The organism is Mycobacterium shigaense, assembly GCF_002356315.1.
In the GTDB taxonomy this organism is placed as follows: domain Bacteria; phylum Actinomycetota; class Actinomycetes; order Mycobacteriales; family Mycobacteriaceae; genus Mycobacterium; species Mycobacterium shigaense.
This window is the reverse complement of record NZ_AP018164.1, coordinates 4,130,567-4,153,086: the sequence shown is the minus strand read 5'-3', so window position 1 is coordinate 4,153,086 and position 22,520 is coordinate 4,130,567. Positions and strand designations below refer to the sequence as shown.

The following is a 22,520-nucleotide window of genomic DNA, read 5'->3' as shown; positions in this document are numbered from 1 at the left end:
CCGGCAACAAATGCGCTGCATACCGGGGTGCTGGGGGCATTTCAGAGGGGTGGCCAATCCCCCCGTCGTACGCGACCACCCCGTCGGCGACGCCGTTGCCGGGGCTCCCGGCCGTCCATCATGTGCGTCCCCTGTTCGCGAGACCGCGGCCGAGCTCGGTCAGGTAAGGCTCGGGCCCGCCGAGGTACGCGCTCCAGTTCAGCAACCGCTTGAGGTACAGGTGAGCGTCGTGCTCCCAGGTGTACCCGATTCCTCCGAAGACCTGGATCGCGGTATCGCCCACGGTCGCCAGCCGCCCCGCGAACGCCTTGGCCCGCACGGCGGACAGGTGGCGCTCGCCGGCGTCGGCGTTGTCGGCGGCCCACAATGCGTGCACCACCCCGCTGCGGGCCAACTCCACCGTCTCGAACATGTCGACGCACAGATGCTGGACGGCCTGGAACGAGCCGATGACCTGACCGAATTGCTTTCGCACCTTGGCGTATTCGACGGCCAGGTGCAGGACGGCCTGCGCGGCGCCCAGCGCATCGGCGGCGGTCGCGATCAGCACGTCGTCGACGACGGCCGCGACGGCCTGCGGCGACGGGGCGGCCAGCCGGGTGGCGGGGGCGTCGTCGAGCGTGACGTGAAACTGCTTGCGGGTCTGGTCGATACCGCGGACCGGCGTTATCGAGACTCCCGCGGTCGTCACCGCATACAGCCCTGGCTCGCTCGGGTCGCCGGCGAGCACCAGCACGGTGTCGGCAGCCGCGGCGTCGGGCACGGCGGCAAGCTCGCCGCGCAGCACCGCGTCGGTGCTACCCGACCCGACCGCGGCGAGCGGGGCCTGGGACGGGTCCAGGAATCCCACGGTCGCGATGTTGGTGCCGTCGGCAAGACCCGTCAAAAGCTTTGCGGCAGCGCCGTTCACGCCGAAGCGGGTCAGCGCGCGGACGGCGGCGACCGCGCTCGACAGCCAGGGACCCGGATGCAGGGCGGCGCCGAGCTCCTCGGCGACGATCCCGGCCTCGACCATCGTCATGCCGGCCCCGCCGTATTCCTGCGGCACCAGCAGGCCCGTCGTCCCGAGGTCGGCGAGCCCGCGCCAGACCTGTTCGGTCGTGCCGGTCGGATCGTCGAGCAGTTCGCGCACATGGCCCGAAACCGGCGCCTTCTCGGCAAGATAGCGTCGCGCGGTGTCGCGCAGGGCCACTTGCTCCGCGGTGAGCTCGAGATTCATCTGCGCGGCAATCCCAGCACGCGCTGCGCGGTGATGTTCTTGTTGATCTGGGTGGTGCCGCCCGCGATGGTCAGGGACCGCGACGTCAGGCGGTAGTTGGCCCACGCGGCGTTCTCGCTGCCCATGCCGAGCACGTCGAAAGCCAAGGCGGCCAGGTCTTGTCCGATCTCGCCCCACACCGTCTTGGCGAGGCTGGCCGTCCCGGAGGCCGCCAGCTGCGAACCGCCGTGCAGGGTCGCGGAGATCGAGCGCTGGCAGAGCACCTCGAGATATTTGATCCGGACGGCGATTTCGCCGAGCCGCCGCAACGTCACCGGGTCCTCGAGGCCGTCGCTGCGCGCGGCGATGTCATCGACCAGTTCTTCCAGCCGCACTTGCATCTCGGCGTACAGCCGCGCGGCGCCGGCTCGCTCGTGGCTCAGCGTGGTGGTGGCCACACTCCAGCCTCCGTTCAGCGGTCCGAGCAACGCGTCCACGGGCACGCGCACGTCGTGGAAGAAGACCTCGGCGAAATCGGTCTCGCCGTTGAGTGTGACGAGCGGGCGAACCTCGATGCCGGGCAGTCGCATGTCGACGATCAGGCACGAGATGCCCTTGTGCTTGGCGGCATCCGGGTCGGTGCGCACATACAGTTGGCACCACTGCGCCCGATGCCCGAGCGAGGTCCAGATCTTCTGGCCGGTCACCACGAAGTCGTCACCGTCGGGCACCGCTCTGGTGCGCAGCGACGCCAGATCGGATCCGGCCTCGGGCTCCGACATGCCTTGGCACCAGATGTCGTCGGCGCGCATCATGCGGGGGAGCAGCGTCGTCTTCTGGGATTCGGTGCCGTACTGCATGATGGCCGGGGCGATGTTGTTCATGCCGATCATGTTGAGCGGCATCGGCGCCCGGGCCCGCGTGGTCTCCTCGGTGTAGACCAACTGCTCGAGCACAGTCGCGCCCCGGCCGCCGTACTCGGCGGGCCACGACACCGCGGCCCAGCCGGCGTCGGCCATCGTGCGATTCCACCCGCGCAGCTTCTCGAATCCCGCGTCGTCGTGGCTCCGCCGCGCGGCGATCACATCGTCGGTCAGGTTCGCCGACAGCCAAGCGCTCAGCTCGGCGCGGAACTGTTCCACCTCCGCCGGGTATGAGAAGTCCACGTTCTAGACGGTCCCTTGATCGACCCTGCACGATGACTGCGGTCAAGCCGGACTTTACGGCGGAGCAGATTTTTGGTCAACCGCGCCGGAGAGCCCCTGCCGGCAGCTCTCCGGCGGGTTGATCGACGGTCCGGCACACGCCGCGTCATGGTGTGAACAAATCTTAGGTTTACAGCGCGGCGCGTCACCGGGGAGCGGTCTGTTCCGGGACGGCACCGAGCCGCCGATAGGCCCGCCGCACGGCTCGCCGGGGGGTTGGACACCCCGCGCGAGGCGCCTGCCGAGCCGTTGACCGGCGCTAAGCGAGTTGCTGGTTGCCAATCGGCTAGTTTCCCGTAAGGCTCTCCGTAGGATGACCCGCAGAAGGCCCCCAGCAAATGGAGAGCGACAGAAATGGCTGACACTGTAAAGGTCCGGTTCGAGCCGAAGATGATGATCGACGGCAAGCTCGTCGACGGCCGGGCCGGCACCTTCACCAACATCAACCCGGCGACCGAGGAGTCGCTCGGCGAGGTGGCTGACGCCTCGAAAGAGGACATGCTGCGCGCGATCGACGCCGCCCGGCGGGCCTTCGACGATACGGACTGGTCCACCGACAAGGAGTTGCGCAAGCGCTGTCTGCTGCAGCTGCACGAGGCGATCGAGTCCGAGATCGACGAGCTGCGCGAGGAGCTCATCCTCGAGGTGGGTTCGCCGCGGGCGATCACCTTCGGCCCCCAGCTGGACGCCCCGCTGGAAGACGGGCTCAAGTACCCGGCCCGGCTGATCGACGAGTACGCCTGGGAAACCGACCTGGGCGACAAGGTGATCAGCCTGACCGGAACGCTGACCACCCGCAAGGTGTGGCGGGAGCCGGTCGGCGTCGTCGGGGCGATCGTGCCGTGGAACTTCCCGTTCGAGGTCACTCTCAACAAGCTGGGCCAGGCGCTGGGCACCGGCAACACCGTCGTGCTCAAGCCGGCGCCCAACACCCCGTTCAACGCGACCCGACTCGGCCGGCTGATCGCCGAGAAGACCGACATCCCCGCGGGCGTCGTCAACGTCGTCACCGCCTCGGACCACTTCGTCGGCGAGGAGCTCACCCTGTCGCCGAAGGTGGACCTGATCTCGTTCACGGGTTCGACCGTGGTCGGCAAGCGGATCATGGAAAAGGGCGCCGCGACGATGAAGCGGCTGTTCCTCGAGCTCGGCGGCAAGTCCGCCACGATCGTCCTCGATGACGCCGACTTCGGCACGGCGTGCCTGGTCGGCATCGCGCCGTGCATGCACGCCGGCCAGGGTTGCGCCAACCCGACCCGGCTGCTGTTGCCGCGGTCGCGCTATGACGAGGGCGTCGAAATCCTCAAGAACATCTACGAGAACGTGACTTGTGGCGACCCGCAGGACCCCGCGACGCTGTGCGGCCCGGTGATCTCGGAACGGCAGTACGAGCGGGTGACCGGCTACATCCAGAAGGGTGTCGACGAGGGCGCCACCGCACTGGTCGGCGGCCCGGGCGCAGAGACCGGCTTCGACAAGGGATATTACGTCCGCCCAACGCTTTTCACGAACGTCGACAACAAGATGACCATCGCGCAGGAGGAGATCTTCGGCCCCGTGCTCTCGGTCATCCCGTTCGACGACGAGGAGGACGCGATCCGGATCGCCAACGACAGCGTGTACGGGTTGGCCGGCAACGTGTTTGCGGGTTCGCTCGAGCGGGCGCTGTCGGTGACCCGCCGGATCAGGGCCGGTTTCATGGGCGTCAACGGCGGTGCCCCGTACGGCGCCGACACGCCGTTCGGTGGCTACAAGGAGAGCGGCGTGGGACGCCAGAACGGCGTGGCCGGATTCGACCAGTACACCGAGATCAAGTCCGTCGCCTATCCCGCGCTCTGAGTTCGCTGCTGCCGCTTGACCGTCGAAACTGCCGTCACGGTTGTGATCTCACCCTGATCACGACCGTGACGGCAACCTCGGAGTGAGCAGATGGCGCGCAGCCGGGCGTCGGCGAAAAGCACCCCGGTAGGCCCTCTCCCAACCCCTTGGTTGACAATCTTCTGACGGAGTCATCTGAAGTGGTCACGTAGCCCACCGTTTGTCGAAGGAGACATCACCATGGCTGAAGCCGTCATCGTCGAGGCAGTGCGCTCACCGGTCGGTAAGCGAAACGGCGGGCTGTCGGGCGTCCACCCGGCCGAGCTGTCCGCGCAGGTGCTCAACGGGTTGGTCAGCCGGGCCGGCGTCGACCCCGAAATCGTTGACGACGTGATCTGGGGCTGCGTGATGCAGGCCGGCGAGCAAGCCCTCGACATCGGCCGCACCGCGCTGTTGACGGCCGGCTGGCCGGAGACCGTCCCGGGCGTGACGGTCGACCGTCAATGCGGTTCGAGCCAGCAGTCCATTCACTTCGCCGCGGCCGGCGTCGTGGCCGGGCACTACGACGTGGTCGTCGCCGGCGGTGTGGAGTCGATGTCGCGGACCCCGATGGGTGCCTCGCTGGCCAACGGCGGGCGGCCCTACCCCGACGCGTTCCTGGATCGCTACGACCGCCAGGTCCCCAACCAGGGCGTGGGCGCCGAGATGGTCGCCGAGCAGTGGGGCTTCGACCGAACCACCCTTGACCAGTTCTCCCTCGACTCGCACGAAAAGGCCGCCGCCGCACAGGATTCCGGCGCCTTCGACGACCAGATCGTCGGGATCAAGGACGCCGACGGCAACGTCGTCCTCAAGGACGAAGGCATCCGCCGCGGCACCTCGATCGAGAAGATGGCCTCGCTGAAGCCCGCCTTCAAGGAGGACGGCGTGATCCACGCCGGCAACTCCTCGCAGATCTCCGACGGTGCGGCCGCGCTGCTGTTCATGTCGGCCGAGAAGGCAAAGTCGCTGGGGCTCAAGCCAATTGCGAAGGTGCACACCGCCACGCTGGCCGGCGCCGACCCGGTCATCATGCTGACCGCTCCGATCCCGGCCACCCAGAAGGTGCTGAAGCGCTCCGGGCTGTCGATCGGCGACATCGGGGCTTACGAGGTCAACGAGGCGTTCGCGCCCGTTCCGCTGGCCTGGCTCAAGGACATTGGCGCCGACGAGAAGAAGCTCAACCCCAACGGCGGCGCGATCGCGCTCGGCCACCCGCTCGGTGGTTCGGGCGCGCGCATCATGACCACGCTGCTTTATCATATGCGGGACAAGGGAATTCAGTACGGCCTGCAGACGATGTGTGAGGGCGGCGGCCAGGCCAACGCGACCATCGTCGAGCTGCTGTGACGGAACCCGCCGAGCAGCCGGCGGTGCTCGTGGAGCGCGCCGGCAACGTCTCGATCATCACGATCAACCGTCCCGAGGCGCGCAACGCGATCAACGCCGCCGTCAGCATCGGGGTGGGGGAGGCGCTCGACCAAGCGCAGCACGACCCCGAGGTGCGGGCCGTGGTGATCACTGGCGCGGGCGACAAATCGTTCTGTGCCGGAGCCGATCTCAAGGCAATCGCCCGCCGCGAGAACATCTATCACCCCGACCATCCGGAATGGGGGTTCGCCGGCTACGTCCAGCACTTCGTCGACAAGCCCACTATCGCCGCGGTCAACGGCACCGCCCTGGGCGGCGGCACCGAGCTGGCGCTGGCCAGCGACCTGGTGGTGGCGCACGAGCGCGCCAAGTTCGGCCTGCCCGAGGTCAAACGCGGGTTGGTCGCCGCCGCCGGCGGGGTCTTCCGGATCGTCAACCAGCTGCCCCGCAAGGTGGCGATGGAACTGCTGATGACCGGCGAACCGCTGACCGCCCACGACGCCTGGGAGTGGGGCCTGATCAACCAGGTCGTCACCGACGGCTCGGTGCTGGACGCCGCGCTGGCCCTGGCGGCGCGGATCACCGTCAACGCGCCGCTGTCGGTGCAGGCCAGCAAGCGTATCGCCTGCGGCGCCGACGACGGTGTCGTCACCGACGAGGTCGCGGGCTGGGAGCGCACGCAAAACGAGATGCGCACCCTGATCCGATCCGAGGACGCCAAGGAAGGCCCGATTGCGTTCGCGGAGAAGCGGGAACCGGTCTGGAAGGCCCGCTAATGGGCCAGGATGTTGACCCCGTAGCGGAACGCGGAGGGCAGCAGCCGGCCGGCCGGGACGATCGCCCGCCGTACCGGGCCAGGCGTGCTGGCCAGCACCAGTGCGCGGGTGAGTAGCCGGTAATTCCGGGTGGCCCGGTGCCAGGCCGCCTCGTAGGTCTCGGGCGCGCCCGCGGCGATGGCGTCGACCGCCGCGCGGGCTTGTTTGACGGCGAGGCTGATGCCCTCACCGGTCAGCGCATCCTCGTAGCCGGCGGCGTCGCCCACCAGCAGCACCCGGCCGGCGACCCGCCGCGAGACCACCTGCCGCAGCGGGCCGCAGCCGCGCGCGGCCCCGCGTTCGGCGCCCGCCAGTTGCCGGGCCAGCCGCGGGAACCAGGCCAGGTCGGGCTGTCCGGGTGACAAGATGGCGACACCGACCAGATCCGGTTCCACGGGCGTCACATACGCCTCGCCCCATCGCGACCAGTACACCTCGACGAACTCCGACCACGCCGGCACCTGGAAATGCCAGCGCACGCCGTAGCGCCGCGGTGTCCCGGCGGTGGCCTCGATGCCGACGGCGCGTCGGACCGCCGAGTGCAGTCCGTCAGCCCCCACCAACCACTTCGCGCGCACGCCGGCGGCGGTCACCCCATGCGCGTCCTGCTCGACCGTGCCGACCCGCGTCCGGATCCATTCGGTGTCTTGCTCTTTGGCCCGGGCGGCCAGTGCGGCATGCAGGGTGGTGCGCCGGACGCCGCGGCCGGGGTCGCCGCGAAACCGTGCCTCGGCGCGGCGGCTTTCGTCCAGATACGCGATCCCGTGAAACGGCATCCCGGCCGGATCCACGCCCAGCGAGGCGAGCTCGGCCAGCCCCCCAGGCATCAGGCCCTCGCCGCACGCCTTGTCGATGGGGCTCTCCCGCGGCTCGGCCACGATGACCGAAAGCCCGAGCCGCCTAGCGTGCAATGCCGTGGCGAGTCCGCCCGGGCCGCCGCCGACGATCAACAGGTCGGTGTCGTAGCTCATGTGTAACCCAGCGCCGAGTTTTCGACCCGGATGCGTACGCTGAGCAGGATCGCGTTGGCCAGCGTGAAGACCACCGCGGTCAGCCACGCGGTGTGTATCAGCGGCAGCGCGATCCCCTCAGCCACGACTGCAACATAGTTCGGGTGGTGCAGCCACCGGTAGGGGCCGGCGTGCACCAGTGGCTCGGCCGGCAGAACGATGACCCGGGTGTTCCACCGGCGCCCCAGCGTCGCGATGCACCACCAGCGCAGGACCTGGCTGGCGGCCGCCACCGCCAACATCGGCCAGCCCAGCCAGGGTAGGAACGGGCGGTGCAGCGCCCACGGCTCGACCACGCAGCCGACCAGCAGCGCGGTGTGGATGATCACCATCACCACGTAGTGCGGTCGGCCAAACTCCTTGGCGCCCTGCGCAAATGACCACTGCGCATTGCGATTGGACAGCACCAGCTCCACGACGCGTTCGATCCCGACCGCGAGGATCAGCAGGTAGTACATGTCTTCACTATCTCCTGTGCGTCCCTACCAGGCCAGCAGGACGAGTTCGGAGCAGAAAGCCGGGCCCATCGCGATCATGAGGCCCATCGAACCAGCAGGCGGCGGATCGGCCAAATTGGCCCGTAGCACGTCGAGCACCCACACCGAAGACAAGTTGCCGTTGTTGCGCAATGAGTTTCGCGTGTGATCCAGGGCCCCGCCGGGAAGATCCAGCACGTCCTCGACCGTCTCGATCACCCGCGGCCCGCCCGGGCGGCAGACCCACCGGGACACGTCGTGCGGCGCCAGCGACACCGCGGCCGCCACGCTGGACGGATCCGCGTAGGTCATGGGTGATTTCGAAGGTGGGCGCACTGCAGTAGCCCCCTGTGGTGGTACCTCGCCACCTGCGGTGGTACATATGTAAATCTGTTACGGGACCGTAGGTTGTTCGGTTCAACCGTCCCGACGGGCACGTCGGCCGCGTGCCCCGTCACGTTCGGCGCGCCCCCGCTAGGGTCGAGGTATGCGAATCTTGGTCACCGGCGCCACCGGATATGTCGGATCGCGGCTGGTCACGGCCCTGTTAGCGGCCCAGCACGAGGTGGTTGCGGCCACCCGAAACCCGGAGCGCCTCAAAAGCTTCGGCTGGTTCGACCAGGTCGCGCCGGTGCGCCTGGACGCCTCCGATGCGGAGTCGGCGCAGGCGGCCTTGGCCGATGTGACGGCGGCCGGGGACCCGATCGACGTGGTGTATTACCTCGTGCACGCCATCGGCCAGCATGACTTCCGCGACGCCGACAACGCCGCCGCGGCCAACGTCGCGGCCGCGGCCCGCGACGCCGGCGTCGGCCGGATCGTCTACCTGGGCGGTTTCGTGCCGGGCGACGAGACGCTGTCCGAGCACCTGGCCAGCCGGGCCGAAGTCGCCCGGGCCCTGACCGTCGAGGGCGGCCCCGAGCTGGTGTGGCTGGGCGCGGCGATCATTCTCGGCGCCGGCTCGACCTCGTTCGAAATGTTGCGCTACGTGGCGGACCGGTTCCCGGTGATCCCGACGCCGCCGCGATTGGACAACCCCATCGACCCCATCTCGATCCGCGACGTGCTGCACTATCTGGTCGCGGCGGCCGACCCCGACCGGGTGCCCGCGGGCGCCTACGACATCTCCGGCCCCGAAACCACCTCGTACCGGCGGCTGCTGAAAACGTATGCGCGAGTGGCCGGCAGGTGGCAGCTCAGTTTCCGGGTGCCCGGGTTCCAGACAGCGGTGACCGCGCGGCTGCTGGCCCTGACGCTGCCGGTGCCCTACGGCCTGGCCGGAGACCTGGTCGACTCGCTGGATCACCCGATGGTGGCGTCGGTCAGCAATCTGCGCGACCGGGTGCCCGATCCCCCCGGGGGGTTGCTCGGCGTCGAGGACGCCATCGCGCTGGCACTGGCGGGGCAGGCGCGCCCGCCGCGGCCGGTCAATGCGCTGGCCGATCCGCACGACCTCGCCGACACCGACCCGGAGTGGGCCGGCGGTGACGCGCTGCGGGCGCGGCGGTTCGCCCGGATGCTCGGCGGCGGGCGGCGCACCGGCCGCAGCCCCCTGATCGCGCTGACCCTCCAGGCGCTGTCCGCATGAGCCAGCCCGCGGTCCCGTATCGCGCCAGCTTGTACTCCGAGCTGCGCCGCGCGATCACCAATGTTGCTGTGCCACAAAATGAATCGCCCGTGGTCGTGCGCCGCCGCCGCGTCGTCGTCGCCATCACGCTGGTGATCGGCGCTGCGGTGCTGGGGTTTTCGCTACGGCGCACGCCCGGCGAATCGAGTTTCTACTGGCTGACCCTGGCGCTGGCGGGGGTGTGGTTGGCGGGGGCGTTCGCGTCCCGACCGCTGCATTTGGGCGGCATCAATTGGCGGGGCCGCAATCAGCGCCCGGTCATCTCCGGGCTGACGGTCGGTCTGGTGCTCGGCGCGATCTTCTTGGCCGGCGGCCTGATCGTCAGGGAGATCCCGGCGGTCGCGGCGTTGATCGTGCGGGTGCTGCAATACGAAAGCCGCGGAACGCTGCTGTTCGTCGTGGCGATCACGCTGATCAACGGGATCGCCGAGGAGATGTTCTTCCGCGGCGCGGTCTACACCGCGCTGGGCCGGCGGCGCCCGGTGCTGATTTCGACGATCCTCTACACCCTGGCGACGATGGCCAGTGGCAACCCGATGCTCAGCTTCGCCGCCGTGGTGCTGGGTTTGGTCTGCGCGCTGGAGCGACGCGCGAGCGGCGGGGTGCTGGCGCCGGTGCTGACCCACTTCGTGTGGGGGCTGATCATGGTGCTCGCCTTGCCGCCGCTGTTCGGCGTCTGAGCGCCCAGCGGGCCCCGGCCCAGTCCGGGTCGGTGGGTAGGGGGTCGGCCGGGCGCGAGCCCAGCGATGCCCAGTCCGCCCCGCTCAGGCCCTGCACCGCGCGGTCGAGCGCGAGCTCGACGGCATCGCGGTAGCCCGTCAGGCCGCCCGGCGGCGGCTTAATGACGGTGTCGATGTCGGCGTTGCGCATCACCGCGTCGCATTCCAGCGACTCGATCAGCGGACGCGCCAGCCCGGGCGGCATCGGGGTGACCGTCCCGATCCAGAGGCTCGCGATCGTCGGCGTCAGGAACGGCAGCGCGATCAGATGGCGCGGGCGCAGCCCGGCGACGTCGGCGTACACCCGCATCATGTCGCCGTACTCCAGCACGTCGGGCCCGCCGATGTCCCAGGTCCGCGAGGACGGCACCGCCGCCGTCGCCGCCGCGGCCAGGTAGTGCAGCACGTCGGCGATCGCGATGGGCTGAATCCGGTTGTGCACCCACTTCGGTGTGGTCATCACCGGCAGCCGGTCGGTGAGGTGCCGGATCATCTCGAACGACGCCGACCCCGACCCGATCACCACGCCGGCCTGCAGCACCACCGCCTCCAGGCTCGAGTCGATCAGCGCTTCGCCGACGGCGCGGCGCGACTCCAGGTGGGCCGAAAGCCTGCCGCCGCCCTCCGGATGCAGCCCGGAAAGATAGACAACCCGGCGCACCCCGGCCTGGCGGGCGGCGGTCACCACGTTGCGGACCGACCGATCCTCCTCGGCGGCAAAATCCTTGGAGCTTCCCATCGAATGGACCAGGTAGTAGACGACGTCGATGCCGTCGAACGCCGCGGCCAGCGAATCGACGTTGGCCAGGTCACCGCGCGCCACCGACGCTCGTTCCCGCCATGGCACCGGCGCCAGCTTGTCCGGGTTTCGCGCCAGCGCGCGCACCCGATGGCCCTCGTCCAGCAGCCGCGGCGCGAGCCGCGCCCCGATGTAACCGGTCGCGCCCGTCACCAGGCAATGAACCTGTCCGCCCACCGGGTCTCCTCTCGTGCCCGCCGGTTATTCGGAACCGACCCATAGGAGGATGGCCAGTTCGGCCGGGATTAAGCCTGCAGTTGGTCGGTGAACTGCGGGGTGCGGCGCTGCTGGAATGCCGTTGTGCCCTCCCTTAAGTCGTGCGACCGCAGCAGGATCGACTGCCCGCGGTACTCCCGCTCCAGGGTGGCATCCAGCTCGGTCAGCGTGGCCGCATTGATCGCGTCCTTGGTTTTGGCGAAGGCGACCACGGGACCGGCGAGCAGCGTCGAAATCGCCTCGGCGACTCCGGCGTCGAAGTCGTCGGCCGGATAGACGGCGGTGACCAGGCCCGCCGCCAGCGCCTCGGCCGCCGGCAGCCGCTCGGCCAGCAGCGCCATGCGCATCGCGCGGATCCGCCCGATCGCGGCCGCGATCAGTGCCGACGCGCCGCCGTCGGGCATCAACCCGATCTTGGTGAAGGCGAGCATGAAAAACGCCTTCTCCGAAGCCAAGACGATGTCGCAGGCCAGGGCGAGGGAAACACCGACGCCCGCCGCAGGTCCCTGAACGACGGCGACCACCGGATGCGGCAGCGCGGTGATGGCTCGGATCAGTCGGTTGACTTCGATGATGATGTCGTCCGGGACTCCGCCACCGCCGGACATGTCGTCGGCGCTGATGCCCGCTCCGGAGCAGAAGCCGCGCCCAGCGCCACCGAGGCGCACCACCTTGACCGCCGGGTCGTCGGCCGCGCGTTCCATGGTGTCGGCAAGCCCGCTGATCACGGGAGTGGTCAGGGAGTTGAGGCTGTCGGGGCGGTTGATGGTGACCGACAGCACGCCCCCGGACAGGGTGACGTCGAGGCCTGCGACGGGAGCGAGGGCGGCGATGGCGGATTCCGGCATGGGCTCACCCTAGGCGACCGGGTTGCGCGCTCCTTCGGGGCAGCTGCGAAGATGCCAACTGGTTGACACGCGTCAGGGCAGACGAAAGGTCGGTGGGTCATGGCAGGACCGCTCAAGGGACTACGGGTAGTGGAGCTGGCCGGCATCGGCCCGGGACCGCATGCGGCGATGATCCTCGGTGATTTGGGCGCCGACGTGGTGCGCATCGATCGGCCGTCGGTGAATCCGGTTGCCGCCGTGCGGGACAACACGAACCGCAACCGGCGCATCGTGGCCGCCGACCTGAAATCCGACGAGGGCCGGCAGCTGGTGCTCGACCTGATCGCCAAGGCCGACGTCCTGATCGAGGGCTACCGTCCCGGCGTCACCGAGCGCTTGGGGCTGGGCCCCGAGGATTGCGCCAAGCTCAACGAACGTCTGGTCTACGCCCGGATGACCGGCTGGGGCCAGACCGGGCCGCGCAACCAGCAAGCCGGCCACGACATCAACTACATCTCGCTGAACGGCATCCTGCACTCCATCGGCCGGGTGAACGAGCGACCGGTGCCGCCGCTGAACCTGGCCGGCGACTTCGGTGGCGGCTCGATGTTCCTGCTCGTCGGTATCCTCGCCGCGCTGTGGGAGCGCCAGACCTCCGGCAAGGGGCAGGTGGTGGACGCCGCCATGGTCGACGGCTCCAGCGTGCTGGCGCAGATGATATGGCAGTTCCGGTCCTCGGGGATGTGGACCGACGAGCGCGGCACCAACATGCTCGATTCCGGCGCGCCCTACTACGACACCTACGAGTGCTCCGACGGGCGCTACGTCGCGGTGGGCGCCATCGAGCCGCAGTTCTACGCGGCGATGCTGGCCGGCCTCGGTCTCGAGGGCGCCGACCTGCCCGCCCAGAACGACGCCGACCGCTGGCCCGAGCTGCGGGCGGCCCTGACCGAGGCCTTCGGCGCCCACGATCGCGACCACTGGGCCAAGGTGTTCGCCCAGTCTGACGCCTGCGTGACCCCCGTGCTGGCGTTCGGCGAGGTGCAGACCGAGCCGCACAACACCGAGCGGGACACCTTCTACGAAGTAGACGGCAACCTGCAGCCGCGGCCCGCGCCGCGGTTCTCCCGCACCGCCAACGACCTGCCCCGCCCGGCGGTGTCGGTGCCCGACGGCCGGGACGTGCTCGAGGGCTGGGTATAGTCCCGACCAACAGGTTGGTCGGCAGAGCGCAGCAGGAGAGGACTCGGGATGGAGATCAAGGACGCCGTAGCCGTCGTCACCGGGGGAGCGTCGGGCCTGGGCCTGGCCACCACCAAGCGACTGCTCGACCGCGGCGCGCAGGTGGTCGTGATCGACCTGCGCGGCGAGGACGCGGTCCGCGAGCTGGGGGATCGGGCGCGCTTCGTCGAGGCCGACGTCACCGATGAGGCCGCGGTCGGCAAGGCGCTGGACGCCGCGGAGGCGATGGGCCCGCTGCGCATCAACGTCAACTGCGCGGGCATCGGCAACGCCATCAAGACGCTGTCCAAGGACGGCCCCTTCCCGCTGGACGCGTTCAAGAAAGTGGTCGGGGTCAACCTGATCGGCACCTTCAACGTGCTGCGACTGGCCGCCGAGCGCATCGCCAAGACTGAACCCCTCGGTGAGGAGCGCGGGGTCATCATCAACACCGCTTCGGTCGCCGCGTTCGATGGCCAGATCGGCCAGGCCGCCTACTCGGCGTCCAAGGGCGGCGTGGTCGGCATGACGCTGCCGATCGCCCGCGACCTGTCCCGCGAGCTGATCCGAGTGGTGACCATCGCGCCGGGGTTGTTCAAGACGCCGCTGCTGGGCTCGCTGCCCGAGGAGGCGCAGAAGTCGCTGGGCAAGCAGGTGCCGCACCCGGCCCGCTTGGGCGACCCCGACGAGTACGGCGCGCTGGCCGTGCACATCGTCGAAAACCCGATGCTCAACGGCGAGGTCATCCGCCTCGACGGTGCGATCCGCATGGCGCCCCGCTGAGCGCTCGAGCCGCCGAAACGAAAGCCCCCGCCGTGGCGGGGGCTTTCGTTTATTCAGTCAGGTTCAGTGGGACCGACGGAACCATCGACTGACGGCGGGTTCGGCCATCAGTAGCCGCGCGAGCATGCTCATCAGGTCAGCTTGCCGTTTGCAGGAACTGCCAGTCTTCGAGCTGCTCGGAGGTCTCGCCTTCCACCAGCATGTCGCCGTGGTAGAGGGCATCGAAGTCAGCCTTGATGACGTCTGCGCTCGTGTCGTCGATCCACATGACATTGAGCGTAAGAGCAACCATTAAGGAATCTTTGAGTCACGATTCGGAAAATCTTGGCAATTTACTCGCGGGTAGGTTCCCGGCGGGTAATAGCCGATTCCTGCGTCGCCAGCGCGGTTGCGGACGCCCTCTCGGGGCCCCTCGCCCGATCGTTTGCTGAGCGGTTGAACCATCCGGCCGCGCGCCTCGTACCTGCAAAGAAACTCTTTGACACCTGTAAGAAAGCGCTGATAGGCCCCCGCGGGGCGGCGCGTGCCGGCGCGTTGCCGCCGGGGGAGGGCAACCATGTTGTTGCAACGAATCGCTCGACTGGCCATCGCTGCACCGCGCCGAATCCTCGCGGTCGGCGCGCTGGTCTTCGTCGCCGCCGCCGTGTTCGGCATCCCCGTCGCCAAGAGCCTGGCCCCGGGCGGCTTCCAAGACCCTCAGTCCGAATCCGCGCGTGCCATCTCGGTGTTGACCGACAAGTTCGGCCAGAGCGGCCAGCAAATGCTGATCCTGGTGACTTCGCCGCAGGGCGCCGTCGGCGACCAGGCCCGCGCCGTGGGTACCGACCTCGTCCGGCAATTGCAGCACTCGCCGTTGGTGTACAACGCCTCCTCGCCGTGGACCCGGCCGGTTCCGCTCGCCCCGGGAGCCTCGGACGACCTGATGAGCAAGGACGGCAAGTCGGGGTTAATCGTGGTCAATCTCAAGGGCGGCGAAAACAACGCGCAGAACAACGCCGCAACCCTGGCGGACCAATTCGTGCACGACCGCGACGGCGTCACGGTTCGGGCCGGCGGCTCGGCGATGGAGTACGCCCAGATCAACACCCAGAACCAGGCCGACCTGGTGGTCATGGAGATGATCGCGCTGCCGCTGAGCTTCCTGGTGCTGATCTGGGTGTTTGGCGGCCTGCTGGCCGCCGCGCTACCGATGACGCTCGGCGCGCTGGCGGTCGTGGGTTCCATGTCGGTGCTGCGGCTGTTCACGTTCACCACCGAGGTGTCGATCTTCGCGCTCAACCTGAGCACCGCGCTGAGCCTCGCGCTGGCTATCGACTACACGCTGCTGATCGTCAGCCGCTATCGCGACGAACTGGCCGAGGGCATCGACCGGGAACAGGCCCTGATCCGGACCATGGCGACCTCCGGTCGCACCGTGCTGTTCTCCGCGATCACCGTCGCGCTGTCGATGTCGGCGACGGCACTGTTCCCCATGTATTTTCTCAAGTCGTTCGCCTACGCCGGTGTGGCCACGGTGGCCTTCGTCGCGCTGGCGTCCATCGTGCTCACCCCCGCCACCATCGCGCTGCTCGGTCCCCGCCTGGACGCACTGAACGTGCGCCGGCTGGGCCGGCGGCTGTGGGGCTCGGCGGATGGGAAAGTCGAGCCGGCGCACGAGGCCGTCGAGCAGCTGTTCTGGTACCAGTCGAGCAAGTTCGTGATGCGGCACTGGCTGCCGACCGGCCTGGCCGTGGTCACGCTGCTCGTGCTGCTCGGCCTTCCGTTCGTCTCCGTCAAGTGGGGCTTCCCCGACGATCGGGTACTGCCGCGGTCGGCCTCCGCGCATCAGGTCGGTGACCAGTTGCGCGACAACTTCGCCCACGACTTCGCGACCTCGGTGCCCGTCGTCGTGCCCGACGCCGGCGGGGTCGGCCCCGCCGATCTCGAGAGGTACGCGGCCGACCTGTCCCGGGTCCCCGACGTGTCGGCGGTCTCGGCGCCGGGCGGGACGTTCGTGGCGGGCAACCAGGTGGGACCCCCGGCGGCGGCCACGGGCTTGGCTGACGGCAGCGCCTTCCTGACCGTGGGCAGCACCGCGCCGCTGTTCTCGCAGCCCTCCGGTACGCAGCTGAAGCGGTTGCATGCGGTGGCGGGCCCGGCCGGCCGAACCGTCGAGATGGCCGGTGTCGCCCAGGTCAACCGGGACAGCGTCGACGCCGTCACCGACCGGCTGCCGACCGTGCTGGGCGTGATGGCCGCGGTGACCTTCGTGCTGCTGTTCCTGCTCACCGGCAGCGTCGTGCTGCCCGTCAAGGCCCTGATGTGCAACGTCTTGTCGTTGACCGCCGCGTTCGGCGCGCTGGTGTGGATCTTTCAGGACGGCCACCTCGGCGCGCTGGGCACCACGCCGAGCGGCACTCTGGTGGCCAACATGCCGGTGCTGTTGTTCTCCATCGCGTTCGGGTTGTCCATGGATTACGAGGTCTTCCTGCTCGCCCGGATCCGGGAGTACTGGCTGCGGTACCGGCCGGCGAACTCGACCGCGAGGCAAGCGCACGCCGCCAACGACGATGCGGTCGCGCACGGCGTCGCGCGCACCGGCCGGGTGATCACCGCGGCGGCGCTGGTGATGTCGATGTCGTTCGCCGCGCTCATTGCCGCGCACGTGTCGTTCATGCGGATGTTCGGCCTCGGCCTGACGCTGGCCGTCGCCGCGGACGCCACGCTGGTGCGGATGGTGCTGGTGCCGGCGTTCATGCACGTGATGGGCCGGTGGAACTGGTGGGCGCCCAAGCCGCTGGTGTGGGTGCACGAGCGGTTCGGCATCGACGAGGGCGGCCCCGCCGGCGACGTCGAGCCCGTCGGGCCTGCCGGGGTTGCGCGGCAGCGCGATGACAACGAACCGATCGGGGAGCCGGTACCGCAGATCGGCTGATCGACGAACCGCTCCTCGCGTCCGGAGTTTGTCGTTAAGGTAGATTCGTCAGGCTGGCGCGGTGCCCGGCGGGGGCTGGGACGCCACACTGATCTTCGAAGGAGTCTCAGATGACGCAGGGGGCGGGTTGCGCGGCGCACACGGTCAACCATCCATTTTTCGCTCGGGTCTGGCCCGTCGCCGTCAATCATGAGGCCCGCGCGGTCCGCCGTCTTCGGCTGGAGACGCTCGCCGGCCTGTCCGGGCGGGTGCTGGAAGTCGGCGCCGGCATCGGAACGAACTTCGCGCTGTATCCCGATTCGGTCGAGCAGGTGATCGCCATCGAGCCCGAACCCCGCCTGGCCGCCCGCGCCCGGGCGGCGGCGGCAGCCGCACCGGTTCCGGTCCAGGTGATCGCCGAGACGGCGGAGGGGTTTCGCTGCGAGGAACTATTCGACGCAGTGGTGTGCTCGCTGGTGCTGTGCTCGGTGGACGACCCTGTTGGCGTGCTACGCGACCTGATGTCGTTCCTTTACCCCGGCGGGCAGCTGCGTTATCTCGAGCATGTGGCCAGCAAGGGCGCCCGGGGCAAGTTGCAGCGGTGCGCCGACGCGACGGTGTGGCCCGCGCTGCTGGGTAACTGCCACACCCATCGCGACACCGAGCGGATGATCGTCGATGCCGGTTTCGAGGTGGACACCTCCCGGCGGGAACGGACGCTGCCCTTCTGGTCGATCCGGCCGGTGGTGTCAGAGTTAGCGATCGGCCGCGCGCGCAGGCCCTAGTCGTTACTTCAGCAGGGAGCCCAGCCGTTGCAGCAGCCCCGGCAGAGCCTGGCTGGCCGACTCCCGGATGCTGAGCGTGGCGCTTGCCGACAGCGGGGTGGGCTCGGGATTGACCTCAATCACGGCCGTGCCGTTGGCCAGCGCGAGATCGGGGAGGCCGGCCGCGGGGTAGACGATGGCCGAGGTTCCCACCACCACCATGACGTCGGCGATCCGCGTCGCCTCGACAGCGCGTTGCCAGGGCCCGTCGGGCAACGGCTCACCGAACCAGACGATGTCGGGCCGGATCAGTCCGCCGCATCGCGGACACAGCGGCGGTTCGACTTCAAGGGCGGGTTCGGGCATCGGCGGCAGGGGCTCGGTATAGGCTAGACCGCAACTGGCACAACGGAATTCGAAGAGGCTGCCGTGCAGGTGATGCACCGGCGCGCTGCCAGCGCGCTCGTGCAGGTCGTCGACATTCTGGGTGATGACGCTGACCTCGGCGGCGTCCTGCCATGCGGCGATCGCACGGTGCCCGTCGTTGGGTTCGACCGTGGACACCAGGTAGTGGCGCCACAAATACCATCCCCACACCCGTTCGGGATTGTCGTGCCAGCCCTGCGTGCTGGACAGCTCGTAGGGGTCGAAGCAGGCCCACAACCCGCTCTTGTCGTCGCGGAATGTCGGCACGCCGCTTTCCGCGGAAATCCCCGCACCGCTGAGTACCGCCACCCGCATTCAACAAACATAGTCGGGCGCGGCGGCGACTGGGTGATACTGGACACGTGGAGCTGCGGGATTGGCTACGGGTCGACACGAAGGCGGGCAAGCCGTTGTTCGACCAATTGCGGACCCAGGTGATCGACGGAGTCCGCGCCGGCGCGCTCCCGCCCGGCAGCCGCCTGCCCACGGTCCGCGACCTGGCGGGCCAGCTGGGGGTGGCGGCCAATACGGTGGCCCGCGCCTACCGCGAGCTGGAATCCGCGGCAATCGTCGAAACCCGCGGGCGCTTCGGCACTTTCATCTCCCGCTTCGACCCGACCGACGCCGCGATGGCGGCCGCGGCCAAGGAATACGTGGAAGTGGCGCGGGCTCTGGGCCTGACGAAGTCGGACGCGATGCGCTACCTCACCAACGTGCCCGACGAGTAAGGCCTCCTCAGCCGAATTCGAGCAGCGTCACCGTGGGACGCAGCGGCTCCAGCAGCGGCGCGCGGTAGATGAAGGCCGCCGCGGCGTTGAACAGCGAGCCGCGTCCGGCCAGCGGCCTGACGTCGCGCGCCGCCCGTACTCCCGGCGTTCTCACCAGCCCGGCGGCTTGGCGGACCGAGAGGCTGAACGGCATCGGCGGCACCCGGTAGCGTCGTGTGGTCCGCATCGCGCCGCATCGGGTCAGCTTCGAGAACCACCCCGGCGGGAGGTCGAACATCATCTGTCCGCCGGGAAACCGCTTGGCGCACTGGGCGATCAGCCCCAGTGCCTGCTCCGGCTGCAGGTACATCAGCAATCCCTCGGCGGTGATGAACACCCCGTTCGAGGCGTCGACCGCGTCCATCCAGCTGTAGTCCAGCGCGGACTGGGCGCACAACCGCACCCGCGGCGACGCTGGCAGCAACCGGGTGCGCACCTCGATGATCGGCGGTAGATCGACTGTGAGCCAACGGAATCGACCCTCTGGCCGGGCGGCGTCGATGCGCCAGAAGCTGGTCTGCAGCCCCTCGGCGAGCGCGACCACGGTGGCCGCGGGGTGCTCGTCGAGGTATGTCAGTGTCCGGCTGTCGAAGACGCGCGCCCGCATGGCCATGCCCTGGTGGGCCGTGCCGAACTTCGCGAAGTCGACGTCGATCGAATCGGCCAGCGCGATCGCCATCGGGTCGTCGATCACCGAGTCCGGGCGGCGGGCCTCCTGGGCCCGCGCGTTCAGCGTCAGCAGGGCGGTCTCGGAAACACCGCTGAGGGAGACGGCTTCTTTTGCGGGCCCGTCTGTAGAGGTCACCTGATCAAACGTACCTGGCGGTCGGGTGTGCCTAGCCGAACTCGAGCAGCGCCAGGCACGGTCGCAGTGCCTTGAGGAAACCCGCCCGATAGATGAGGGACACGGTGGCGTTGTAGGCCCGGCCGCGCCCGGGTGGCAGCCGCAGGTTGTAGACCGCGTGCACCCCGGGCACCGTGTGCACCAGGTCGGCGGCCTGAGACGCCGACAGGCTGAACGACAACGGGGGCACCCGGTATCGCCGCGAGGTGCGCAGGCCGCGCCTGCCCATTCGGGCGAACAACGTCGGCGGCAGGTCGAACATCATCCGACCGCCCGGAAAACTCTTGGCGCACTGGGTGATCAGCCCCATCGCCTGCTCGGGCTGCAGATACATGAGCAATCCCTCGGCGGTGATGAATACCCCCTGCGAGGAGTCCACCGCATCCATCCAGCTGTAGTCCAGAGCCGACTGGGCGCGCATCGTGGCCCGCGAAGAAGCCGGAAGCAGCCGCGACCGCAGATCGACGATTTCGGGTAACTCGACCGTCAGCCAAGGAAATTGGGCTTCCGGGATGGCCGCGTCCAACCGCCAGAAGCTCGTTTGCAGACCTTCGGCCAGCGCGACGACCGTGGCTGCCGGGTGCTGCGTCAGGTAGGCCAGGGTCTGGGCGTCGAAGAGCCTCGCGCGCAGCGCCGTGTCCTGGCGAGCGCGGCCGAACTTCGCGAAGTCGTAGTCGATCGAGTCGACCAGCGCGATCGCCAGCGGGTCGTCAATGACTGGATCGGGCCGACGTGCCGCCTGTGCCCGGGCGTTGAGCGTCAGCAGCGCGGTCTCGGATACGCCGCCGAGGGAGACCTTTTCCGGCTGGTGAATAGAGGTCATCGACGCACACGTTACCCAGCATTGCCCGCCGTCACCCTAAGAGTTTGGCCAGTGTGCGCAGGTTGCGGGTGGTGGTCGACGATTTATAGCGCGGCTTGCCCATCGTCTTGCCGATGGTGCTGTCCAGGGTGGCGCCCTTGGGCACCTGCCAGTAGATGACGCCCAGCCGGTCGGGGCCGCGGCTGATCTTCTCGTCGGCGCCGGCCTTGTCGCCCAGCGCGGCGAGCTCGTCGAGCACGGCGGTGTCCGCGACGAACGTGACGTAACACTGGGAGCCGTCGACATCGCGTTCGAATGGGTACGCGGCGTCGATGGCGCGCACGGTGTCGACGGCGTAGGGAAGAACCCACGCCTGGTAACCGAAGCTTTTCGCGCAACGCCACTTCGGCCTTCTTGCGCACGATGGCCGCGGTCGGCGCCGAGTCCAGCAGCACATTCCCACTGGCCAGGACGGTGCGCACGTTGGTGAACCCCACGGCGGTCAAGGCGCCGGCGACCTCGGCCATCTTGAGGTTGACACCGCCGACATTGACGCCGCGCAGAAATGCCGCGTACGTGGTCATCCTGCGATTTCAGCACGACGTAGGCTCCTTACATGGGACGCCAAGTCTTCGACGACAAGCTGTTGGCCCTGATCAGTGGGAACTCCCTGGGGGTGCTGGCCACGATCAAGCGCGACGGGCGGCCGCAACTGTCGAACGTGAGCTACCACTTCGACCCGCGGGAGTTGGTGATCCGGGTGTCGATCACCGAGCCGCGCGCCAAGACCCGCAACCTGCGCCGAGATCCGCGGGCCTCGATCCTGGTCGACTCCGACGACGGCTGGTCGTATGCCGTCGCCGAGGGCGTCGCGGAGCTGACGCCCCCGGCGGCGGCACCCGGTGACGACACCGTGGAGGCGCTGATTGCGCTGTATCGCAACATCGCCGGTGAGCACCCCGACTGGGACGACTACCGGCGGGCGATGGTCACGGATCGGCGGGTGGTGCTGAGGCTGCCGATCTCCCATCTGTACGGCATGCCGCCGGGCAAGCGGTAGCAGGGCTAGGCTGCCGGTATGGCTGAATCGAACTCCAAACAGGACGCTTCGGGCGCAGAGGACGAGAACAAGCGCAAATTTCGCGAGGCCCTGGAGCGCAAGATGTCCAAGTCTTCCGGCGGGGCCGCCCACAAGGACGCCGGCGGCAAGCAGTCGCGGGCGCACGGAGCGGCGGGCAGCCATCGGGAGTTCCGGCGCAAGAGCGGCTAAATCCCCCGGCGGACAAGGCCTTTCGTTAGCCTTGTGACTGTGTGAAGAGGCCGATCGACGGGTCGGTCCGGCCCGGTCGGCCGCGCAGACTGCCCCGGGTGCTGGGATGCGAGAAGTCCACTCGGGACGGGTCGTTTTGGTATGACCAATCCGCCACGATGGTGCGCCGGCTGAATTTCCACCGCCCGTCGTGCTGGGTGTACTCGTCGAGGTACCGGCCGCCGATGAGGACGTCGATGTCGTGCTCGGGACCGGCGAAGGTGTGGAACACCAGGCAGTAGATCTCGCCGCGGGCGGTGTCGCCGTCGATGACGAAGTTCGTCGTGGTGATGTTGTGTTGGGAGACACGCACATACGGCTCCGCGGCCTGCAGCTGCTCGATGAACTGCTCGACGCCACCGGTCGAGAACTCACCGTGCGTGTCGGTCGCGTCGGGGTGGTACAGCTGCCGCAGGGCCGCGTAGTCGGCGCGGTCGACGGCCCGGCAATACGCGTTGACGAGCGCACGCAGTTCGTCGCGGGCCAGCATTAGTTCCAGTTTGGCCACATTCAGCACCACGTCACGATAACGCGGTGATTGCTGGTGAGTAGTCTCTCAACCATCGGGCTTAGGGTGTTCAGCGGAAAGGT

General features: G+C 68.8%; 22 protein-coding genes and 3 pseudogenes. 12 read left to right on the top strand and 13 right to left on the bottom strand.

All coding sequences use genetic code 11. The features are described 5' to 3' along the window. Positions 1-118: 118 nt before the first annotated feature. Both MSG_RS19280 and MSG_RS19275 read right to left on the bottom strand, forming a co-directional pair. Complete coding sequence (locus tag MSG_RS19280) at positions 119-1,219, bottom strand: acyl-CoA dehydrogenase family protein (protein ID WP_096442099.1); 1,101 nt, start codon at positions 1,217-1,219, stop codon at positions 119-121. After that, on the bottom strand, positions 1,216-2,364 hold the full coding sequence (locus MSG_RS19275; RefSeq protein ID WP_096442097.1) for an acyl-CoA dehydrogenase family protein: 1,149 nt from the start codon (positions 2,362-2,364) through the stop codon (positions 1,216-1,218). Before MSG_RS19275 ends, MSG_RS19280 begins: the two co-directional genes overlap by 4 nt. A 393-nt stretch (positions 2,365-2,757) precedes the next feature. Between MSG_RS19275 and MSG_RS19270 the strand changes: the two genes are divergently transcribed. The 3 genes from MSG_RS19270 to MSG_RS19260 all read left to right on the top strand — a co-directional run bounded on the left by MSG_RS19270 (position 2,758) and on the right by MSG_RS19260 (position 6,407). Beyond that, positions 2,758-4,242 carry an aldehyde dehydrogenase family protein gene (locus tag MSG_RS19270; RefSeq protein WP_096442095.1) on the top strand — a complete coding sequence of 495 codons (1,485 nt, stop codon included), beginning with the start codon at positions 2,758-2,760 and terminating at the stop codon, positions 4,240-4,242. 219 nt (positions 4,243-4,461) lie between these two features. Next, entirely contained in the window at positions 4,462-5,610 is a 1,149-nt protein-coding gene (locus tag MSG_RS19265; RefSeq protein WP_096442093.1) for a thiolase family protein, read from the top strand. Beyond that, positions 5,607-6,407 (top strand): crotonase/enoyl-CoA hydratase family protein, encoded by an 801-nt coding sequence (locus MSG_RS19260; protein ID WP_096442091.1) that lies wholly within the window; start codon positions 5,607-5,609, stop codon positions 6,405-6,407. The genes MSG_RS19265 and MSG_RS19260 overlap by 4 nt, the downstream gene beginning before the upstream one ends. Here MSG_RS19260 and MSG_RS19255 read toward each other — a convergent pair. From MSG_RS19255 to MSG_RS19245, 3 genes and pseudogenes are all read right to left on the bottom strand, one after another. Next, positions 6,404-7,417, bottom strand: coding sequence for an NAD(P)/FAD-dependent oxidoreductase (locus MSG_RS19255; protein WP_096442090.1), 1,014 nt, complete (start codon positions 7,415-7,417; stop codon positions 6,404-6,406). The two genes, MSG_RS19260 and MSG_RS19255, sit on opposite strands and share 4 nt — an antisense overlap. Beyond that, complete coding sequence (locus MSG_RS19250; protein ID WP_096442088.1) at positions 7,414-7,914, bottom strand: isoprenylcysteine carboxyl methyltransferase family protein; 501 nt, start codon at positions 7,912-7,914, stop codon at positions 7,414-7,416. The genes MSG_RS19255 and MSG_RS19250 overlap by 4 nt, the downstream gene beginning before the upstream one ends. Positions 7,915-7,938: 24 nt before the next feature. Then, a pseudogene (locus tag MSG_RS19245) lies at positions 7,939-8,202 on the bottom strand (type III polyketide synthase); the annotation flags it as partial. Between the two features lie 217 nt (positions 8,203-8,419). On the opposite strand from MSG_RS19245, the gene MSG_RS19240 reads away from it, so the two are divergent. Continuing rightward, entirely contained in the window at positions 8,420-9,520 is a 1,101-nt protein-coding gene (locus tag MSG_RS19240; protein WP_096442086.1) for an NAD(P)H-binding protein, read from the top strand. Then, entirely contained in the window at positions 9,517-10,239 is a 723-nt protein-coding gene (locus tag MSG_RS19235) for a CPBP family intramembrane glutamic endopeptidase (protein WP_096442084.1), read from the top strand. Before MSG_RS19240 ends, MSG_RS19235 begins: the two co-directional genes overlap by 4 nt. On the opposite strand, the pseudogene MSG_RS19230 reads toward MSG_RS19235, so the two are convergent. Together MSG_RS19230 and MSG_RS19225 are read right to left on the bottom strand one after the other, a co-directional pair. Then, positions 10,205-11,254: pseudogene (locus MSG_RS19230) on the bottom strand (NAD(P)H-binding protein); the annotation flags it as partial. The gene MSG_RS19235 and the pseudogene MSG_RS19230 overlap by 35 nt on opposite strands. A 68-nt stretch (positions 11,255-11,322) precedes the next feature. Then, complete coding sequence (locus MSG_RS19225; RefSeq protein ID WP_096442080.1) at positions 11,323-12,141, bottom strand: enoyl-CoA hydratase; 819 nt, start codon at positions 12,139-12,141, stop codon at positions 11,323-11,325. 99 nt (positions 12,142-12,240) lie between these two features. Here MSG_RS19225 and MSG_RS19220 point away from each other — a divergent pair, with 99 nt between their 5' ends. Together MSG_RS19220 and MSG_RS19215 are read left to right on the top strand one after the other, a co-directional pair. After that, positions 12,241-13,323, top strand: a complete 1,083-nt coding sequence (locus MSG_RS19220; protein WP_096442078.1) for a CaiB/BaiF CoA transferase family protein — start codon at positions 12,241-12,243, stop codon at positions 13,321-13,323. Positions 13,324-13,371: 48 nt separating this feature from the next. Beyond that, the gene (locus MSG_RS19215) at positions 13,372-14,124 is read left to right on the top strand and encodes a 3-hydroxyacyl-CoA dehydrogenase (RefSeq protein WP_096442076.1); all 753 of its coding nucleotides are present in this window, start codon (positions 13,372-13,374) and stop codon (positions 14,122-14,124) included. A gap of 136 nt (positions 14,125-14,260) precedes the next feature. Here MSG_RS19215 and MSG_RS25930 read toward each other — a convergent pair whose 3' ends face one another. Next, entirely contained in the window at positions 14,261-14,392 is a 132-nt protein-coding gene (locus tag MSG_RS25930; protein WP_258173959.1) for a hypothetical protein, read from the bottom strand. A gap of 291 nt (positions 14,393-14,683) precedes the next feature. On the opposite strand from MSG_RS25930, the gene MSG_RS19210 reads away from it, so the two are divergent. Beyond that, positions 14,684-17,038, top strand: coding sequence for an MMPL family transporter (locus MSG_RS19210; protein ID WP_096444673.1), 2,355 nt, complete (start codon positions 14,684-14,686; stop codon positions 17,036-17,038). A 110-nt stretch (positions 17,039-17,148) separates the two neighbouring features. Continuing rightward, positions 17,149-17,802, top strand: a complete 654-nt coding sequence (locus MSG_RS19205) for a class I SAM-dependent methyltransferase (protein WP_096442074.1) — start codon at positions 17,149-17,151, stop codon at positions 17,800-17,802. 3 nt (positions 17,803-17,805) lie between these two features. Here MSG_RS19205 and MSG_RS19200 read toward each other — a convergent pair whose 3' ends face one another. Continuing rightward, the gene (locus MSG_RS19200) at positions 17,806-18,522 is read right to left on the bottom strand and encodes an NAD-dependent deacylase (RefSeq protein ID WP_096442072.1); all 717 of its coding nucleotides are present in this window, start codon (positions 18,520-18,522) and stop codon (positions 17,806-17,808) included. Positions 18,523-18,569: 47 nt separating this feature from the next. Between MSG_RS19200 and MSG_RS19195 the strand changes: the two genes are divergently transcribed. After that, positions 18,570-18,935 carry a GntR family transcriptional regulator gene (locus tag MSG_RS19195; protein ID WP_096442070.1) on the top strand — a complete coding sequence of 122 codons (366 nt, stop codon included), beginning with the start codon at positions 18,570-18,572 and terminating at the stop codon, positions 18,933-18,935. Between the two features lie 7 nt (positions 18,936-18,942). Here the strand turns inward: MSG_RS19195 and MSG_RS19190 are convergent, their stop codons facing one another. The 3 genes and pseudogenes from MSG_RS19190 to MSG_RS19180 form a co-directional block, all read right to left on the bottom strand. After that, positions 18,943-19,779 carry a class I SAM-dependent methyltransferase gene (locus tag MSG_RS19190; RefSeq protein WP_096442069.1) on the bottom strand — a complete coding sequence of 279 codons (837 nt, stop codon included), beginning with the start codon at positions 19,777-19,779 and terminating at the stop codon, positions 18,943-18,945. 31 nt (positions 19,780-19,810) lie between these two features. Continuing rightward, complete coding sequence (locus tag MSG_RS19185) at positions 19,811-20,641, bottom strand: class I SAM-dependent methyltransferase (RefSeq protein WP_096442067.1); 831 nt, start codon at positions 20,639-20,641, stop codon at positions 19,811-19,813. A gap of 31 nt (positions 20,642-20,672) precedes the next feature. Next, positions 20,673-21,204, bottom strand: a pseudogene (locus MSG_RS19180) (DUF1697 domain-containing protein). Between the two features lie 32 nt (positions 21,205-21,236). On the opposite strand from MSG_RS19180, the gene MSG_RS19175 reads away from it, so the two are divergent. Together MSG_RS19175 and MSG_RS19170 are read left to right on the top strand one after the other, a co-directional pair. After that, positions 21,237-21,680 carry a PPOX class F420-dependent oxidoreductase gene (locus MSG_RS19175; protein ID WP_096442065.1) on the top strand — a complete coding sequence of 148 codons (444 nt, stop codon included), beginning with the start codon at positions 21,237-21,239 and terminating at the stop codon, positions 21,678-21,680. Between the two features lie 18 nt (positions 21,681-21,698). Next, a complete protein-coding gene (locus tag MSG_RS19170; protein ID WP_096442063.1) occupies positions 21,699-21,890 on the top strand; it encodes a DUF5302 domain-containing protein in 192 nt (63 codons plus the stop codon). Between the two features lie 25 nt (positions 21,891-21,915). On the opposite strand, the gene MSG_RS19165 is transcribed toward MSG_RS19170, so the two are convergent. Further along, the gene (locus MSG_RS19165) at positions 21,916-22,419 is read right to left on the bottom strand and encodes a nuclear transport factor 2 family protein (RefSeq protein ID WP_373421185.1); all 504 of its coding nucleotides are present in this window, start codon (positions 22,417-22,419) and stop codon (positions 21,916-21,918) included. Between the last annotated feature and the right edge of the window lie 101 nt (positions 22,420-22,520).